The 17866-nt window shown below is 44.6% G+C and carries 17 protein-coding genes; 12 read left to right on the top strand and 5 right to left on the bottom strand.

From position 1 onward, the window contains the following. Nucleotides 1–168: 168 nt before the first annotated feature. Entirely contained in the window at nt 169–1224 is a 1056-nt protein-coding gene (locus tag LROSL1_RS08835) for a competence protein CoiA (protein ID WP_178914386.1), read from the top strand. Between the two features lie 57 nt (nt 1225–1281). Beyond that, the gene (gene pepF, locus LROSL1_RS08830) at nt 1282–3096 is read left to right on the top strand and encodes an oligoendopeptidase F (RefSeq protein ID WP_178914385.1); all 1815 of its coding nucleotides are present in this window, start codon (nt 1282–1284) and stop codon (nt 3094–3096) included. Between the two features lie 89 nt (nt 3097–3185). Here pepF and LROSL1_RS08825 read toward each other — a convergent pair whose 3' ends face one another. Further along, nucleotides 3186–3812 carry a DsbA family protein gene (locus LROSL1_RS08825; protein ID WP_017262793.1) on the bottom strand — a complete coding sequence of 209 codons (627 nt, stop codon included), beginning with the start codon at nt 3810–3812 and terminating at the stop codon, nt 3186–3188. A 313-nt stretch (nt 3813–4125) separates the two neighbouring features. Here LROSL1_RS08825 and LROSL1_RS08820 point away from each other — a divergent pair, with 313 nt between their 5' ends. The 3 genes from LROSL1_RS08820 to LROSL1_RS08810 all read left to right on the top strand — a co-directional run bounded on the left by LROSL1_RS08820 (nt 4126) and on the right by LROSL1_RS08810 (nt 6631). Further along, on the top strand, nt 4126–4806 hold the full coding sequence (locus LROSL1_RS08820; protein WP_178914384.1) for a GTP pyrophosphokinase: 681 nt from the start codon (nt 4126–4128) through the stop codon (nt 4804–4806). Nucleotides 4807–4874: 68 nt separating this feature from the next. Next, nucleotides 4875–5678, top strand: a complete 804-nt coding sequence (locus LROSL1_RS08815; protein WP_178914383.1) for an NAD kinase — start codon at nt 4875–4877, stop codon at nt 5676–5678. Next, nucleotides 5678–6631, top strand: coding sequence for an RluA family pseudouridine synthase (locus LROSL1_RS08810; protein ID WP_178914382.1), 954 nt, complete (start codon nt 5678–5680; stop codon nt 6629–6631). The genes LROSL1_RS08815 and LROSL1_RS08810 overlap by 1 nt, the downstream gene beginning before the upstream one ends. Nucleotides 6632–6740: 109 nt before the next feature. Here the strand turns inward: LROSL1_RS08810 and LROSL1_RS08805 are convergent, their stop codons facing one another. Together LROSL1_RS08805 and LROSL1_RS08800 are read right to left on the bottom strand one after the other, a co-directional pair. Next, nucleotides 6741–7388: a copper homeostasis protein CutC gene (locus tag LROSL1_RS08805; protein WP_178914381.1), complete on the bottom strand. Its 648-nt coding sequence runs from the start codon at nt 7386–7388 to the stop codon at nt 6741–6743. Nucleotides 7389–7429: 41 nt separating this feature from the next. After that, entirely contained in the window at nt 7430–8467 is a 1038-nt protein-coding gene (locus LROSL1_RS08800; RefSeq protein WP_178914380.1) for a lactonase family protein, read from the bottom strand. Between the two features lie 234 nt (nt 8468–8701). Here LROSL1_RS08800 and LROSL1_RS08795 point away from each other — a divergent pair, with 234 nt between their 5' ends. From LROSL1_RS08795 to LROSL1_RS08780, 4 genes are all read left to right on the top strand, one after another. After that, complete coding sequence (locus LROSL1_RS08795) at nt 8702–9910, top strand: AI-2E family transporter (RefSeq protein WP_178914379.1); 1209 nt, start codon at nt 8702–8704, stop codon at nt 9908–9910. A gap of 93 nt (nt 9911–10003) precedes the next feature. Then, the gene (locus LROSL1_RS08790; RefSeq protein WP_026017225.1) at nt 10004–10858 is read left to right on the top strand and encodes a methyltransferase domain-containing protein; all 855 of its coding nucleotides are present in this window, start codon (nt 10004–10006) and stop codon (nt 10856–10858) included. Between the two features lie 461 nt (nt 10859–11319). Next, nucleotides 11320–11832, top strand: a complete 513-nt coding sequence (locus LROSL1_RS08785) for a tRNA (cytidine(34)-2'-O)-methyltransferase (RefSeq protein ID WP_017262801.1) — start codon at nt 11320–11322, stop codon at nt 11830–11832. A gap of 36 nt (nt 11833–11868) precedes the next feature. Continuing rightward, a complete protein-coding gene (locus LROSL1_RS08780; RefSeq protein ID WP_178914378.1) occupies nt 11869–14211 on the top strand; it encodes a DNA translocase FtsK in 2343 nt (780 codons plus the stop codon). 180 nt (nt 14212–14391) lie between these two features. On the opposite strand, the gene LROSL1_RS08775 is transcribed toward LROSL1_RS08780, so the two are convergent. Both LROSL1_RS08775 and LROSL1_RS08770 read right to left on the bottom strand, forming a co-directional pair. Continuing rightward, a complete protein-coding gene (locus LROSL1_RS08775) occupies nt 14392–14514 on the bottom strand; it encodes a DUF4044 domain-containing protein (protein ID WP_017262803.1) in 123 nt (40 codons plus the stop codon). Between the two features lie 108 nt (nt 14515–14622). Then, on the bottom strand, nt 14623–15579 hold the full coding sequence (locus tag LROSL1_RS08770) for a magnesium transporter CorA family protein (protein WP_178914377.1): 957 nt from the start codon (nt 15577–15579) through the stop codon (nt 14623–14625). A 123-nt stretch (nt 15580–15702) separates the two neighbouring features. On the opposite strand from LROSL1_RS08770, the gene LROSL1_RS08765 reads away from it, so the two are divergent. The 3 genes from LROSL1_RS08765 (at nt 15703) to rsmH (ending at nt 17826) form a co-directional block, all read left to right on the top strand. Then, nucleotides 15703–16065, top strand: coding sequence for a DUF3397 family protein (locus LROSL1_RS08765; RefSeq protein ID WP_178914376.1), 363 nt, complete (start codon nt 15703–15705; stop codon nt 16063–16065). 288 nt (nt 16066–16353) lie between these two features. After that, nucleotides 16354–16785 (top strand): division/cell wall cluster transcriptional repressor MraZ, encoded by a 432-nt coding sequence (gene mraZ, locus LROSL1_RS08760; protein WP_017262806.1) that lies wholly within the window; start codon nt 16354–16356, stop codon nt 16783–16785. Between the two features lie 63 nt (nt 16786–16848). After that, nucleotides 16849–17826, top strand: coding sequence for a 16S rRNA (cytosine(1402)-N(4))-methyltransferase RsmH (gene rsmH, locus LROSL1_RS08755; protein ID WP_017262807.1), 978 nt, complete (start codon nt 16849–16851; stop codon nt 17824–17826). Nucleotides 17827–17866: the final 40 nt, after the last annotated feature.

Here is a 17866-nt window from a genome sequence, read left to right as displayed (position 1 = left end):
AGGTATCGTGACAGTTAAAATTTAATCTATGGAGTGAGCAAGAGGAAACGTTGAAAATATTAAACTTTAGCAGTGTCTCGTGAGTACGCGGACAAAATGAATCCTCAATTTGATCTTTACGAACAAATCACACCGTCTTTTCGTATGTAATAGGTGGAGGTGAGATCAATGTTGATGGCTTTGAGTTGCGAGGGTGGTGAACTGGTGGCGGCTAGTGTGGCCGAGCAAAAGCAATATCAGTGTCCTGCTTGCCATGCGCCCGTCCATTTGCGACGTGGGCGAGTGCGGCAGCCCTATTTTGCACATGAACGTTTGGCAGATTGTCAGACCTTTTCAGAGGGTGAGACCTCTGAACATTTGTTGGGCAAACGGCAGTTATCTGAGTGGCTACAAAAACAGGATCATGAAGTTATGCTGGAACAATCATTGAAGGTGATTCACCAACGGCCAGATCTGCTCGTCAACAATCAAACGGCCGTTGAGTTTCAATGTAGTCCAATTGATTTACAGCGATTTTCTGAACGAGTGGTAGGGTATCGTGAACACGACTTTCATCAAATATGGCTTCTTGGTCAACCGTATTGGCCTAAACCGCGGTTGTCACTGAGCAAAGTTGCCAAGTTTATTCGCTGGGGTGGAAAAACTGGCGCATATTTATTGTTCTGGCATACACAACGCCGTCAACTGATCGTTTTGCATCATTTAGGTAAAGCGGCATTATTGCCGATCACTTATTCCCAACAGTCATTTGATACTTGGGCTTCTTGGATGGACTGGTCACAACAGCAAACGCAGTCTCAGATGCACTCAGTTAGCAGAGCAAATTTGAGTCATCGACAACAAGCCATTGCGTTAGGCTTACATCACCGACAGCCTAATTTTATGCGCTGGCAAGCATTGTGCTATCAGGCGGGGACTAGTCTAACAATATTACCGCAATGGGTGCTGGGGGATGTTTATGAGATGCCGATTTCAATAAATTCACCGTTAGACTGGCGGATTCCGCTTTACTTATGGTGGTGGTGCCATCAAAATGCGTCATCACGTCAATGTCAGTTTGCTTGGACGAGGATTGGTTTGCCCAGAATCCAGTGGTTGCCAAACTTACAGCTGGCTGATGAACGGATGCGACAGCGGATGAGCATTCAGTTATGTAAAGCATTTTTTAGTAGTGAGCATGTAAAACAGTTGTCCGACTATCCAACTAATAGAAAAGTATGGTAAAGTTAAAAAGTGATTAAAATACAATTAACTTTCTTATTTTAAATGTTGGAGGTCGTTATGGCAGACGTAAAACAATTACCTACTAGAGATGAAGTTCCAGAGACGCTAAAGTGGGACTTAACTCAAATTTTTGCAACTGATGCGGCGTGGACAGACGCTTATCATCAAATTGAGTCAAAACTACAACAAGTAACGTCATATCAAGGACATTTAGCTGAATCACCAGAGCAACTTGTAGCTGGCGTGGCTTACCTACTTGATGTTTACCATGAATTGGAAAATGTCGATGTGTATGCGTCATTGAAACAAGAACAAGATACTAGTGATCAAGCAGCACAAGGATTGGCTGCCCAAGCTAATGACTTGGTGGCTAAGGTTGCCAGCGCATTAGCTTGGTTTCAGCCAGAAGTCTTGGCCATTCCAGAAAAGACGCTCAATGAATGGCTGGATACGACTGAGTTAAAGCCGTTCAAACATTTCTTTGAGGACTTAGATCGCGCACGTGATCATACATTACCGGCAGATCAAGAAGCATTATTGGCGGGAGCTGGAGATATTTTCCAAGCTTCGGCAAAAACGTTCGGTGTTTTGGATAACGCGGATTTAGAGTTCCCAATCGTGAAAGATGAGGCAGGCAACGATGTTCGTTTGACTCAGGGAGTATACGGCGTCCTGTTGCAATCAACAGATCGTTCTGTTCGTGGTGCGGCCTTTAAACAACTATATAAGGTGTACAAGCAGTTCCAGAATACGTTTGCTTCGACGCTGTCTAGCAACGTTAAGGCACATAATTATACAGCGCGCGTGCATCATTACCCAACCGCTCGTGCTGCGGCATTAGCAGAAAATAATATTCCTGAAAGTGTTTACGACACGCTTGTTGAAGAGGTTAATAACCATCTTGACCTATTACATCGTTATGTTAGTTTGCGCAAACGTATTTTAGGTGTTGATCATTTGCATTCTTATGACCTGTATACTCCAATTACTGGGGATTCACCGCTGAGTTACACCTATCCTGAAGCTCAACAAGAGGCATTACGCGCCTTATCTGTGATGGGCCCAGATTACGTTAGCCATGTTCAAGAGGCCTTTGATAATCGGTGGGTCGATGTGGTCGAAACGAAAGGCAAACGGAGTGGGGCGTTTTCATCTGGTGTTTACGATACTAATCCATATATTTTGTTGAACTGGCAGGATAATTTAGAGGAATTATTTACCTTAGTTCACGAAATGGGCCATAGCATTCACAGTTATTACACGCGTCATAATCAACCCTATCAGTATGGCGACTACTCTATTTTCGTAGCGGAAATTGCATCGACAACTAATGAAAATACGTTGACTCAATATTTGCTTGATAATAATGACGACCCTAAAGTTCGGGCCTACGTTTTGAATCACTACCTGGATGGTTTTAAAGGAACTGTTTATCGGCAAACACAATTCGCAGAATTCGAACACTGGATCCACCAGGAAGATGCCGCGGGTCATCCGTTGACTGCTAGTCGGATGTCAGACTTTTATGGCAAGCTGAATCAAACATACTATGGGAAAGATTTAACCCCAGACCCGGAGATTACTTTGGAGTGGTCACGAATTCCACATTTCTATTACAATTACTATGTCTTCCAATATGCAACTGGGTTCGCTGCTGCCTCGACATTGTCACATGGTATTACCAGTCATCAACAAGGAGCCCTGGATCATTATTTGGACTTCTTAAAGGCCGGTAGTTCACAATATCCATTGGACGTAATGAAGATGGCAGGAGTTGATATGACGAAGCCAGATTACTTGCGCCGAGCATTTGATGTTTTTGAACAACGTTTGAATGAATTTGAAAAGTTAATTGACGATTCGCAAAAATAACCTGTTTTATCTATGCTTCAGTTGATTAAAAAGAGCCTTCAATCGGTATTGGACTGATTGAAGGCTCTTCATTTAATGTTCCGTTTGGCTTAAAGGATTCGTAAATTAACTTTGTCGTGATTTTGTTTAATGGCTTGCGGCAACGTTGTTAATTTATTATTAACTGTATGTTCACTGATTTCTAATAACGTGTCGTAATCGAAATGTTCCATCAGCAAGCCGCAATCAAAGTCTTCAACATCGAAGATAACTGTTTGACTTGGGTGTTCAATGCCCATTTCAGAGACCAAACGTTGGTCGGCGCCGAATGCGTCTTCAGCGAGCTTGCTTCGACGATCATCAATAAACATTGCTGTGTCTAATGCTAATTCATGAGCAACGGTGATGCCAAGCTCTTCTGTGTAAGCTTCGTGGTTGACCAGAATGTGCTCCTGCAAACGAAGGAAGTACTGGCGACCAAGACGTTTGCCCTGAAAGGAAGCGGCTTTGTAATCTAGGATAATCTGATACATCTGTTCAGCTAACGTGTTACGGTCCAATTCTGGGTGATCCGTTGCCAGTCGGTGAAATGTATCACTTATCGTCTGTAAATTAAGCATTGGGACAAACTGAATTTGAAGTTTGCGCTTAGTTTGGGCAGAGATCTGGTTAATCTGCTTCTCACAGTCATAACAATTTGTTCCGAGTGGATTTACAAACAGATAAATTTCTAACACGGGATATCCTCCATATCAACAATCTTAAAAAATTAAATAAAAAGTCATAGAATATAAATACGATAATAATGAAACGTTTTACTTAATAAGGCAATCGGTTGCGCATTAGCACAACTGCGCCACTGTGCGTTTCTTAACTGGGACTATCATGCCCGATTTTACCGGAAATGTAAAGTTAAACGTTTCGAATCGTGTGTCGCGAGGGTTCGCTGGCGGTTCATCGCTGGTGACCCAAAGTATGGTAAACTGTTGGCAGTTAGTTGGCCGCCGCGAGGTTGTTCAACAAACGATGAATCATCAAGGAGGTCATTCGATGATTGAGGATTGGTCCCACTTTTTGCTTCCTTATGAGCAAGCGGTCGAGGAATTAAAAATAAAATTGAGAGGCATCCGTAAACAATATAAAGATGCCGGTTTACAGTCACCCGTTGAGTTTGTTACCGGACGGGTGAAACCTGTTGACAGTATTAAGGAAAAAATGGTTCGTCGTCATGTCGCCGAAGATCGTCTGGAAGAGGACATGCAGGATATCGCTGGACTACGGATTATGTGTCAGTTTGTTGGCGACATTTATCAGGTCGTCGACTTATTGCGCAAACGAACGGATTTGACCATCTTGGAAGAGCGTGATTACATTTCAAACGTCAAACCTAGTGGCTACCGTTCGTATCATATCGTGGTTTCTTATCCGGTTCAGATGCTGACAGGTGAAAAACGAATCCTAGCAGAAATCCAGGTGCGAACATTGGCCATGAATTTCTGGGCAACCATTGAGCATTCCCTAAATTACAAATATCAGGGTGAATTTCCTCAGGAGTTGCAAGGTCGTTTGGAACGAGCTGGTGAGGCGGCATTCAGATTGGATCAAGAAATGTCTGCAATTCGAGAAGATATTTCGGAAGCACAACCACACGAGAATACGAACAATCCGTCTGATGGTGCAAGTCAGCAGAGTAATGACGACGTTTCTTCGACGCCGAATGAAACCAAATAATTGTGTGATCGGTGTTTGCTGCGTACGGCGAGACGATCATATGTAATCGAGAGAGTAGAGAACAAAGTATGAAAGTTGCGATTTATAGTTATTATCCAAACGATGAAACGCGAGCTGTCATTGAACGGTTGACGACAGCTTTGAACAAGGCGCACTTACCGATTGATGACCAGCACCCAGACGTGGTGGTCTCAGTCGGTGGGGATGGCACTTTGCTGTCAGCTTTTCATCACTATCGGGCAGAATTGGCAAAAATTCGTTTTGTCGGATTGCATACAGGGCACCTTGGCTTTTATACGGACTGGCGTGATTATGAAACGGACCAGCTCGTGAATAGTCTGGCGCATGATAATGGTGAAAGTGTCAGCTATCCGCTTTTAGATATCAACATCACTTACAAAGGTGAAACAGCGCCGCATCAGTTTTTGGCGCTCAATGAAGCAACTGTCAAAAAAGCTGCCAAGACCTTAGTTTGTGACGTGTATATTAAAGATCAATTATTAGAACGTTTTCGTGGGGATGGCTTGTGTTTTTCAACACCAACTGGTTCAACGGGATACAATAAATCATTGGGTGGTGCGGTCATTCATCCTGGTATCGAGGCCATTCAAATGGCAGAAATTGCATCCATCAACAACCGGGTGTTCCGGACGTTAGGTGCCTCGTTTATCATCGGTAAGGATGAATGGGTGACGTTACGGTCAGAGGATGCTGACAATTTTGCCATCAGTTGTGATCAATTTTTAACACCAGAACGATTGGTTAAAGAAATTACGTTTAAGGTATCACAGCAACGGATTTATTTCGCAGAGTATCGGCATACGGCATTCTGGCAGCGTGTTCGTGAGTCCTTTATCAGGGACGTGTTGTAATGGCGTATCCGTTACGCTTCGAGTGGCGTAATCAAACGCACGAAACGGTAAAGCTGCGAACCTTTTTGAGTGCACACGGCGTTTCCCATGCCGTTTTAATCCAGATCAAGTTTCACGGTGGTGCGATGTCAATCAATCACCGACCGGCATGGAGCGTGGATGATGTTCGTCCTAACGATGTCGTTACGATCATCTTGCCGCCGGAGCCAGCGAATGCAGCGGTAACCATTTCAGATCTACCGTTATCAATTGTCTATGAGGACGATAATTTTTTAGTTGTTAATAAACCTGCTGGAGTGGCATCCGTACCGGCTCATCACTATGCTAATAATACGCTGGTTAACCGGGCGAAGGGTTATTTCATTACTCATGGTATTCCGTTACAGGTGCCTCATATTGTTACCCGGCTGGACAAGGATACGAGCGGGTTGGTGCTGTTCGGAAAGCATCACATGGCACATTCCGTTTTAGATCAGCAGTTGAAAGCACACTCATTACAAAAGACCTACTTGGCCGTTGTCAGTGGCACTGGTCTGCCAGAACATGGTAATTTTGACCAGCCAATTCAACGCGACCCGACATCGTTTATCAAACGGCAAACGGGGGAGACTGGACAGGCTGCCCGGACCGAATTTTGGGTCCTGGCAACAGCTGGCGATTTTTCAGTAGTGAAGGTTAAACTCCACACTGGTCGGACGCATCAAATTCGGGTTCACTTTGCCGGTGCAGGATATCCGTTAGTCGGTGATCAGCTGTATGGGGGAGATTTGCATCAAGGTTTGAATCGTCAAGCGTTGGCTTGTGAACGGCTAGGCTTTTATGATCCGTTTGCTGGCGTTCAACGGCAATTAACTGCGCCACTGGCAGAAGATATACAACAATTGCTCACACGTTATGAAATTAATGTTGATAATGTCATGCAGCAACTGAACACGGATCTTGAAACTAATTAACTTGGTGTAACGCGCATTTTTGATTCAAAGTAAGCAACTCACTTTCAAAATAACCATAATAAAAACGCTCGGCAATTTTTGCCAAGCGCTTTTTTAAACCGTGAAAATATCAATATTTCAGTAAATGCGTACCGTGAACTTCCCTAACACTGAGCACTTCCGCAATATGGTCAGCATTGTCTACCGTAATTCCGCCGCCTGGCATGATAATCAGCCGACCAGATGCCGTTTCAACCAGTGTTTTTAAATGTGTCAATGTTTGGTCGATTGGCGTCGTTAATGGTCCACCATGCGTGAGAATTCGATCAACATCATGATCAGCTAACCAGTCGAGAGCGGCTGGCTGATCATCAGGCGAAATTGCATCAAAGGCCATATGGAAAGTAACGCTCATGCCACCAGCCGCTGCCATGAGTTGTTCTAGTGCGTCGGTGTCTAACTTGTTGTCTGGCGTTAGGGCACCAAAAGCAACCGCATCTACGCCAAGCTCTTGGGCAGAAAATAGGTCAGCTTCCATGATTTTAATTTCGGTATCGTTGTAGACAAAATTGCCACAGCGTGGCCGAATCATGACGGTGAGGGGGATGTGGTGTTCAGCAGCGTAACGACTGCTTTCACTCATAACACCACGACTGACCGTTGTGCCACCGACGGCCAAGTTGTCGTTTAATTCGATGCGGTTAGCCCCGGCCGCGATGGCAGCGGGAAGATCAGTATAATTTTCGATAGCAACTTCTTTAAATAATGGTGTGTTCACAATTGGCTCCTTTGATGTTTGTGGCTAACTAAAACAATTAGCTAGTTTTCAAACAGAACGCAAACCGGTTCAGGAACGGCAACATCCTTTTGAATCAATTTTAATTGACCTGTGGTGGCGTTGCGGCTGTATAAGGTTGCGTTATCTGTATTTTGATTAACAGCGACAACAAACTGTTGAGAAGGGTCTAGGTCAAAGTCTCGTGGGAAGTCGCCTTCTGTACTGATTTGCTGACGTAATGATAGTGTACCATCTTCGCCCACGGCAAACACGGCTAAGCTATTGAAACCACGGTTGCTGACGTAAAGAAACTGACCATCGTTTGAAATGCGAATTGCAGCGGCACCATTATGAGCAGTCCAATCTGCTGGAATGGTCTTTAACGTTTGAACATGCGTAAGCGTACCCGTAGCTTCGTCGTACTTCAGTACGGAGATGTTGCTGCTCAACTCACCGGCAAGGTAGCAAATAGATTTTTGTGGGTTAAAGACCACATGGCGGGGGCCAAATCCTGGCTCTGCTTGGTATGTTGAGACGAGGCTAAATTTACCATCGTCAGCGACATCATAGACAGTTACTTGATCCATGCCGAGGTCACAAACAATTAACCGATTGTCTGGCGTTAAATTCGTGTAATGAACATGGGGACCATCGGCCTGTTCAGGTAGTGGACCAACCTCACCCTGATGAGTAACAACATCAGCTAATTTCAATGAACCATCAGACTGAATGGCGAAGCTTTTCAGCGTCCCCATGTGATAGTTACCCTCATAGACGAGTTGACGTGCTTCATCAACTGCCACGTAGGCTGAGCTAGTACCTTTTGAAAAGGCGTGGTTTAGCAAAGTTGCTGGGGTAGTGGAGCGGTCAAAGGCTGAGGTTCCTCCCATTCCAGCCGCTTTGTCACCGTCAACAGTGTAAAGCTTGTTTGCTTTGGAAAGGGCCAGATAAGTTGGGCTACTTGCCTTAGCAACCAGTGTTGGTGACGTTAGTTCATTAGACGTGGTGTCGAGCGCCATTTCATAAACACCTTGACTGGTTTTTTTGGTATAAGTTCCTACTAAGAATTTTTCTAACATGCGTGCTTCCTCCTCAATGTATGCAATGCCACAGAGTTCTGCGTTTAATCTGCGTTTCACCACTTGAGTATATCATAATGAAAACGATTCCTTAACAGTACCTTGCAAACGGTTGCATCAGTCTGCTTTTTGACAGGCGCCAAGGGCGAAGAATGCTCGGCGACTATGCTATACTAACGCAAAGTGAAGCATCGTCCGGAATAAGCAACTGGGCGAAAACGTAAGGAGGCCGCTATGCAAAAACAAACCGTTACTCGGCGACAACGACCTGTTAGTCGCTTACGTCAACTGGCATTGCGTTTAGTGATTGTAGTGTTAGTATTGTTGATTTTGTGGCTCTTGAATAAGGTAAATTGGGTCTTTTCACCGCTGCAACAATTTTTCAGTATTATTGGGGGTCCAGTGGTTCTGGCAGGGGTCTTTTACTACCTGATGAACCCACTAGTGGACCGTTTGGAAAAAAGCAAGTTTCACATTCACCGGCCTTGGACAATTATTGGCCTGTTTGCCGTGATTCTTGCATTGGTTGTTCTGGGCGTGGTTTTGGTTGTGCCACTCATTCAGGATCAACTTACTGGGTTAATCAAAGACTGGCCGCATTATTGGGATAGTCTTATTAATTCGACAACGGCATTTTGGCAGAATTCGGATATGAAGTGGTTGCGCGATATTTTAAATCAGTATGATACCCAGTTACAAAAGGGACTGAGCGGTCTGTTGAAGAATACCGCCAGTAACACTGTTGGCGGCTTGGGTAGTATTGTTGGCAGTGTGACAACGGTTATTGTTGCTCTTGTAACATTTCCGTTTTTATTATGGTACATGTTACGTGATGGCCACCAATTCCCGGAATATGTGTCACGCTTACTGCCGCAACGTTTACAAAAATCGTTTTTGACCGTTTTAAAAGAAATTAATGATCAAGTCTCCAATTACATCCGTGGTCAGCTTACCGTTGCCTTCTTTGTCGCCTTAATGTTTTATCTAGGCTATTTACTCATCGGTTTGAAATTCGCATTAACATTAGGGATTGTTGCCGGAATTTTAAACTTGATTCCTTATTTGGGCTCGTTTTTAGCAATGGTTCCTGCGGTAGTCGTAGGTGCGTTTGTGTCACCGTGGATGCTAATTCAGGTGCTTATTGTGTTTGCAGTTGAACAAACAATTGAAGGGCGACTGATTTCACCGTTGGTGTTGGGCTCATCACTTAAAATTCATCCAGTGACGATCATTATCGTATTGCTGGCAGCAGGAAAGATTTTTGGTGTCATGGGCGTTATCTTCGGTGTTCCCGGTTACGCGGTGTTAAAGGTAATTGTGAGCCACTTGTACCAATACTGGCGGGAACATGCGCAGTGGTTTGATGAGGAAGACCGTCATAGTAGCGTTTTAGCCGATGAAAATTCGGCCAATGCAAACCGCAAACAGGATGTCGATGAGTAAACAGTTTAGATCGCTGTTGTGACAGATTATGTGGCCGTTGACGAAGCTTATTGCAACTAGTGGGGTAGGCGGCATCATGGTATAATGAGCATCATGAAAAAAATTGATCGTGGCGCTGCTTACCTACAAGAACATTTGGCAATGTTTCGTTGTCCGGTTTGTGAGACGCCTTATGAAAAAATCGGTGGTCATACACTTAGTTGCCCGAATGGCCATACATTAGATTTAAATAAAAAGGGCAGTGCCACATTTCTCAAACACAATGTGGTGACTGAGTATGATGAACCGATGTTGGCTGCCCGACGGCGGATGCTGACAGCAGGCCTGTTTGCGCCGATTGTAAAAGCCGTCAATCAACAATTGCCATCACAGGGTCAACGGATTCTTGATGTTGGCACCGGAGAAGGAACACCGCTGGCGCAATTGGATCAGGAACGCAGCAATCCTGATGATGTCCTAATTGGGTTTGACCTGTCTAAAGCAGGGATTAACCTTGCGACACAGCTGGTTTCTAAAGCCTTCTTTTGTGTTGCCGACTTGGCACAACTACCATTTACAGATAATGCGTTTGATACGGTGATGGAATTCTTTTCCCCATCGGCTTACCGTGAATTTGAACGCGTTTGTCGACCGGGCGGCAAACTAGTTAAAGTGGTGCCTAATGCGAACTACTTAGTGGAGTTGCGGCATGCCTTATATGACGAGTCTGCCCCGCAGTATCAGTACACAAATGATCGGGTGGTGGAGCTGTTTGCCGACCACTATCCAACTATGCAGCAAATGACAGTGAGTTATGACTTTCCCATCGGCAAGGCCCGCATTGCCGATATGATGGCAATGACACCGTTAAGTTGGGGGAGTGACGACGCTCATCGTGCAGCGTTATTGGCCAATCCAGTGGACGCTGTGACCGTTGACGTTAGTGTGTTAACCGTTCAAATGTCGTAGATGTTGGAGCAAGGGCGGCTGAGGACTGTCAGACAGGCGTTGACTGCAGGTCCAGACCGCTTGCGAAGTTAACAAACTAGTGCTAATATGCTTATGGAATCATTTGGAGGTCAATATCGAACAGATTCGTTAGTGGCTTTCAGATTCGGACTTCATTAACGTAGCGTCTCGCCGTATGCCATTACCGAGATGACTACGTTTTTTTAGTCTCTGCTTCAAAAAATATCACTTTAGTATCAGTATAAATAGTTGTTATGATGATGGGTGCTGGCTGCATCTTACAATTGCTGATATTGAGGTGCTCGCCTGATTGTAATGACTTTAGTGTTAGACAGGCTATCGTCAGTAATTGAGGACTATTTAAGAGTGCTGAAATTATCGAAGTTGAGCAGCCGAAGTAAGTTACAATGATGGATATAGATGTGCCAAAAAGGTCATAAAGGTTAATAAGGAGAAAGATAATGACGAATCACATTGCTTTATTTGAGCCATTGATGCCTGCTAATACAGGTAATATTGCCCGCACTTGTGCTGGGACGGATACTGCTTTGCATCTAATTGAACCATTGGGCTTTTCCACCGATGACGCACATTTGAAGCGCGCAGGATTAGATTATTGGGATAAAGTGGCTATTACGTACCATGAAAATTTGCAAGCCTTCATGGCTGCCATTCCAGAGGGGGACGAACTGTTTCTTGTCTCGAAGTTTGCTAAACAAACGTATGTTGATCCTGACTATACGAAGTCAGATCATGATTATTGGTTCCTGTTTGGCAAGGAAACGACAGGATTGCCAGAGCCCTTTATGCGGCAACACCCTGATGAGGCGATTCGAATTCCTCAGGATGACTCACATATCCGTGCGTTGAACTTATCTAATTCAGCTGCGATTGTCATCTACGAAGTCGTTCGTCAGCAGGGCTTCAACCAATTGGAACAAACACACTGGTATAAAAACGATAAACTAAAGTAGCCTTCACAGGTACCGTGTTGAAAGGAGTCTGACAGCGTGCCAGCAAAAAAAACGACGCGCAGAAAAACGACCAAACGGCCGCGAACAACTAAGAAAAAACAGGATTTTAAATATACAAAGAATATTATTGGCTTTGCCGTAGCTTTGCTTGCGCTGTTTGCCTTGTTAAGGTTAGGTGTCGCAGGAGTATTTCTAGCCAACATTCTCTCGATCTTTGTCGGCAATACCAATCAGGTGCTCGCAATTATTCTCATTGCCATTGGGGTGTTCGTCGGGATTACTGGCAAATGGCCCAAGTTACCTGCCAAACGGGTTATTGGTGGATTACTCGTTTATCTGGGCGTCCTTGTGTATGACCATTTGCGATTATTCACTAGCTTAAACTACCACGCTCACTTTGTTTCATTGACGTGGGGGATGCTCGGTGATAATTTGGCGGGCGGTACCTTAAATGGCAAAGTCGGTGGTGGCATGATTGCTGCGTACGTTTATGCAGGCAGTGAACATTTAGTTGCTAACCTGGGGACGGCAATTTTTTCGACGATTTTGTTATTTGTCGGCGCAATGTTTCTACTGAATATTCCCTTTGCCGTGATTGGTCATGGCATTGTGGTCACTTGTCAACACCTCGTGATGTGGACAAAACAAGGTAGCTCACGATTGCACGACTTTATTTATGCGGCGGTTGAGAAAAACGCGACCCCGGATCAACCGATCGACGCGCAGTCGACAGAGCCGGAACAATCGCAGCCCGAGAGTCAAACTACTTCGACGGCACCTAAACGGGCTCACCGCGCTACCCAGCGACCGGTAGAAACAGCTGATAGTGTAGCCCCGAAAACGCCTGCCGCACCGGTGATTACTGTTGCTGCTGATCAAAATGAAGAGAGTGCGCCAGCACCCAAACAGGAGGAGCTGGACCTTGGCGACCAGAGTGAGGATTTGAGCGACTATAAATTGCCAACACCAGATCTGCTCACCAAGATTCCGCAAACTGATCAGACAGACGAACTCAACGCGATTGAGAAAAATTCGCAAACATTGCAAAAAACACTGGCCAGTTTTGGTGTTGATGCAGAAGTTAAGAATGTCAGTTTAGGGCCGTCAGTGACGAAGTATGAATTGCACCCAGCCATTGGGGTCAAGGTGTCGAAAATCGTTAACTTGGCTGATGACCTAGCGTTAGCGTTGGCAGCTAAGGATATTCGAATTGAGGCACCCATTCCCGGTAAATCGTTGATTGGAATCGAGGTTCCTAATAAGCAGATTTCGACTGTTTCATTTCGTGATGTTGCTGAGCATGAGCCGGCTCATCCTGGGAAGGTGCTGAGCGTGCCATTGGGTCGTGATGTGACGGGGAATATTGTGATGTGTGATTTAACGAAAATGCCGCATTTGTTGATTGCTGGATCCACTGGTTCAGGAAAGTCAGTGGCAATTAACGGGATCATTACCAGTCTACTCATGCAGGCAAAGCCAAATGAAGTAAAGTTTATGCTAATTGATCCAAAGCGAGTGGAACTATCCGTTTATAATGATATTCCTCACTTACTGACGCCGGTTGTTTCCGAACCCAAGCGGGCGGCCAAGGCACTGCATAAAGTGGTTGATGAAATGACACGTCGTTATGAGCTGTTTGCGAACTTTGGTGTTCGTAATATTGATGGTTATAACAAACTAGTTGAACAAAACAATGCTAACTCTGAGGATAATGTGGCACAGACACGTTTGCCGTATGTGGTTGCCATTGTTGATGAACTGGCTGACTTAATGATGACCGTTTCATCCGAGGTTGAAGATGCCATTATTCGGATTGCCCAGATGGGCCGGGCAGCCGGCATTCACATGATTCTGGCAACGCAACGGCCGTCTGTTGATGTCATTACTGGATTGATTAAAGCAAATGTGCCGTCACGAATTGCGTTTGCGGTTTCTAGTGGTATTGATTCACGCACGATTCTGGACGCCAACGGTGCTGAAAAGTTGCTTGGTCGTGGAGATATGTTGTTTGAACCGATTGATCAAAACAAACCGACGCGTGTACAGGGTGAATTTATCTCTGATAAGGATGTCGCGGCAGTTGTTGATTTTATCAAACAACAACAGACGGCTGAGTACGACGGTAGCATGGAGGTTAGCGACGAGGAACTGAAGGAAGACAGCGATGAGGACCGGGCGGACGAAGTTGATGAACTTTATAACGACGCCGTTGCTTTTGTTCAAGATCAACAAAAGGCATCCACCTCGTTGTTACAACGTCGCTTCCGAATTGGCTATAACCGGGCTGCTCGAATGATTGATGACATGGAGGCCCGCGGCATTGTGGGTCCGGCCGATGGTTCGCGACCGCGCCAAGTTTTCTCGAAAAATGACGCTTAAGAGTAGTAGTGGTGCTTGCTAGGATTTAAATCTTGTTAAGGACCGACTTTTGAGTTCTCATAATTGATAATCTAAAACGACATCATTACTAATTGATTTAGTGGTAAAACAAAACAGTCCGTTTGAAATGTACATTGCACATTTCAAACGGACTGTTTTAAGTTGTTAGCATGTTTAGGGTTAGAACAAGTTAAGTGGCTGCAAGGCTGCCAATACAACCCCACCAAGTGTAAGGATGATCATGACCCAAACGACGACCATTGTGAGTTTTTCGAAGCCACTGCGTTTCTTTTTACCTTGCATAACTTTACCTGTCTCCTTAATTGTCTATACTGTCTTAAAAATTTATCCTTAATGTTACCGTGTTCCGTACAAAAGTACAAGGGGCAACAAAAATGTTGATGTGAAAAGCTAAAACCAGTCGTGACGTTTGAGAATCCAAGCAGTAATCGCACAGACAATGATTGTAAAGCCCATTACCAGTGAGAATGCATGCGCAATGTGGGCGAATGGAAGGTCGACGTTCATTCCGTAAATGCCGCCGACGATGGTTGGAATGGTCATGATCAGTGTAACAGAGGTCAATAGTTTCATGACTTCGTTTAAGTTATTTGAAACAACGGAGGAAACCATGTTGCTGTACTGTTCCAAAATGTTATTTTGAATAATGGTCATCGACTGGGCCTGATCAGTTTCAATCATAATTTGCGCCAGCAATTCGTGAAAATGAGGGCCATTAAAATAATCTTGTGCAGACGAGATCTGATCTAAAATTGGTCGGTTGTCTTTTAATGCACTATCGAATAAAACGAGCGACTTTTGCAATCCCATAATTTTATAAATTTGTTCATTACGGGTGGCCGTGGTCAACTCACGTTCAAGACTAGTTGTTTCCCGTTCACTGAGCGACAGGGCGTGAACAAACGAATGGGCGATGTACCAGCCGAAACGGAGGATAAAATCTTGTCGATCAGCAATTCTAATCGTTGCGTTATCCGGATTCATGATGAAATCGTTAATGAAGGTAGCTGGCTGTTTAGATACTGTGATAACGGCAGAGTCAGTGAGGATAAATGAAAACGGAAAGGTTGTAAAACTGAGGTAGCCTAGCGGGCTCACTTCATATTTCGGGAATTGAAGTAACAGATGCAGCGGTCGTTCGGGGCGTTGCGGATCAATTCCGTCGACTCGAGAATTCTCCCGATCATCTAAAATAGCACTAATATAGGTTTCTGGAAAATCATAGCGGTGAGCAAGTTGACTGATTTCGTCATGAGTCGGGCGCTCAACGTTGATCCAGCAGTCTTGTTGGGGTGAGTTGACTGGAATCAAATTGCCGTTTTTATCGTTTGCATAGTATTCAATCATAGGAGCCTCCGGGGTAAGTTAGCGTGTTACTGGTAATTAAGCGAAGCACGCTGAATCCACGAATTGCGTGTCAAATTTCAAACCAGTATACTAACACTGTTGAAAAGAAATGAGGTGACCGCAGTGGGATGGACAAATCAACTATTAATTCAAATTCTAACATTGATATTACTGTACATCATTCTGTCAGTGTTACGAATGATTTCTAAAAATAATTGGCCGACATGGATTCATCCACTTGATGTGTTGTTGCCAGTGTTAATTGTAATGAGTGCCATCGTGTTATCTGCGGTGAGCGTGCGGCCGTTATTTCTTTGGGCCGTGACACTGTGGCTGATTATTGGTGTGAGTGTGGTGTGGCGAACTTTTCGTGGCCGTCAACTCGTTCGCTACCGTACGTTTTTATTGATTTATTGGCGTGTGAGTGACTTAGTGTGGCTGGTGATTTATATTTTAGCGATTATCGGTGCCATTATTCACCACTAAAACGTGTGTATTTGAATATTTTTCCCCACCAATCCCCACTTTAGGAAAGGTGAGTTAAACGGGTCGTGAAAGACTGCTATTTCAGCAGTCTTTCACGACCCGTTTTTTTTACAGCCACGTTCTGTGACAAAATTACTACATTTTTTCTAAGTGCGTGGTGAATAGTGGGGGATTGTGGTAGACTTTTTTATAGCGAGAAGGATGATTGATTTAACTGTTGTTAAACCGTTTTCATTTGATTTTCACAGCGTCAGTTGACTTAAAAAATGGAAGGGATGGTGATCGGGCGTGTTTATCGGAGAATTTCAACACAATGTTGACGATAAAGGTCGTCTCATCATCCCAGCTAAGTTTCGCAATCAACTGGGCGAAAAATTTATGGTCACTCGCGGGATGGATGGCTGTTTGTTTGGCTATCCAGAAGCAGAATGGTCTGCGTTGGTCGAAAAGACCCAGACATTATCATTAACTAAACGTGACGCACGTGCATTCTCTCGTTTCTTGTTTTCTGGCGCGACAGAGTGTGAATTCGATAAACAGGGCCGCATCAATATTCCGACCCCGTTACGGAACCACGCAAAACTGACTAAAGCCTGTGTCATCGTTGGGGTTTCTGACCGGTTTGAAATTTGGGACGCTGACACATGGCAACAATACAATGAGTCAACCGAAGCTAACATTGATGACATTTCGGAATCGATGGGCGACTTTGACTTTTAGCTTTTAGATAATAGAGCACTAAACACAATGGGCTTAACAAAGAATGTGCAAAGGAGGGGTGACATGGCAGAATTTAATCACGTAACTGTTTTATTGAATGAAGCAGTCGCAGGTTTGGCCGTGAAACCCGACGGTATTTATGTAGATTGCACATTGGGTGGCGGTGGTCATTCCGCCAAAATCCTTTCTGAATTAACGACCGGTCATTTATATGCTTTTGATCAAGATGAAACGGCCTTAGCTTACAATCGCCAACATTTGGCAACTGCAATTGCTAATAACCAGGTGACCTTGATTCAAGCTAACTTTCGAAATATTACTCAGGAACTTGCTGAACGTGGTGTCCAGCATGTAGATGGCGTGTTATATGATCTCGGCGTGAGTTCACCACAGTTTGATGACGCGCAGCGAGGTTTTAGTTACAGGCTGGATGCACCTCTGGATATGCGGATGAATCAGGAACAGGATTTATCCGCTATGCAAGTCGTTAACGAGTGGGATTACGCGCAGTTAGTTCGGATTTTATATCGTTATGGCGAAGAGAAGTTTGCCAAACAAATTGCACGGAAAATTGAGCAACAACGTGCGGTGGCTCCGATTGAAACAACCATTCAGCTAGCTGACTTAGTTAAATCCGCGATTCCGGCTGCCGCTCGCCGTCATGGCGGTCATCCAGCAAAGAAGACATTCCAGGCCATTCGGATTGCGGTTAACGATGAATTGGGCGCATTGGAAACGTCGTTAGAGCAGTCCTTAGCGCTTTTAAATCCCGGTGGTCGTATCAGTTGTATTACGTTTCAGTCCCTAGAAGATCGGTTAGTCAAAACGATGTTTAAGGAGCAAACGACAGTGCCAGAATTGCCAGCGGGATTGCCAGTGATTCCAGCAGACATGCAACCGGATTACCACTTGATTACACGTAAACCGATTGAGGCCAGCGAGGCTGAATTAGCCGCTAACCGTCGGGCGCATAGCGCTAAGTTGCGTGTGATCGAGCGTAATGAAACAAATACCGATTTAAAACAGCCACTGTTGAGATAGTCGGTAGATAAATTAGTCGTTTGTCATTACATTAAAAAAT

Source organism: Furfurilactobacillus rossiae (genome assembly GCF_013394005.1).
GTDB lineage: Bacteria > Bacillota > Bacilli > Lactobacillales > Lactobacillaceae > Furfurilactobacillus > Furfurilactobacillus rossiae.
The sequence above is the reverse complement of the archived record's forward strand: the minus strand, read 5'-3'. Positions and strand labels throughout refer to the sequence as shown.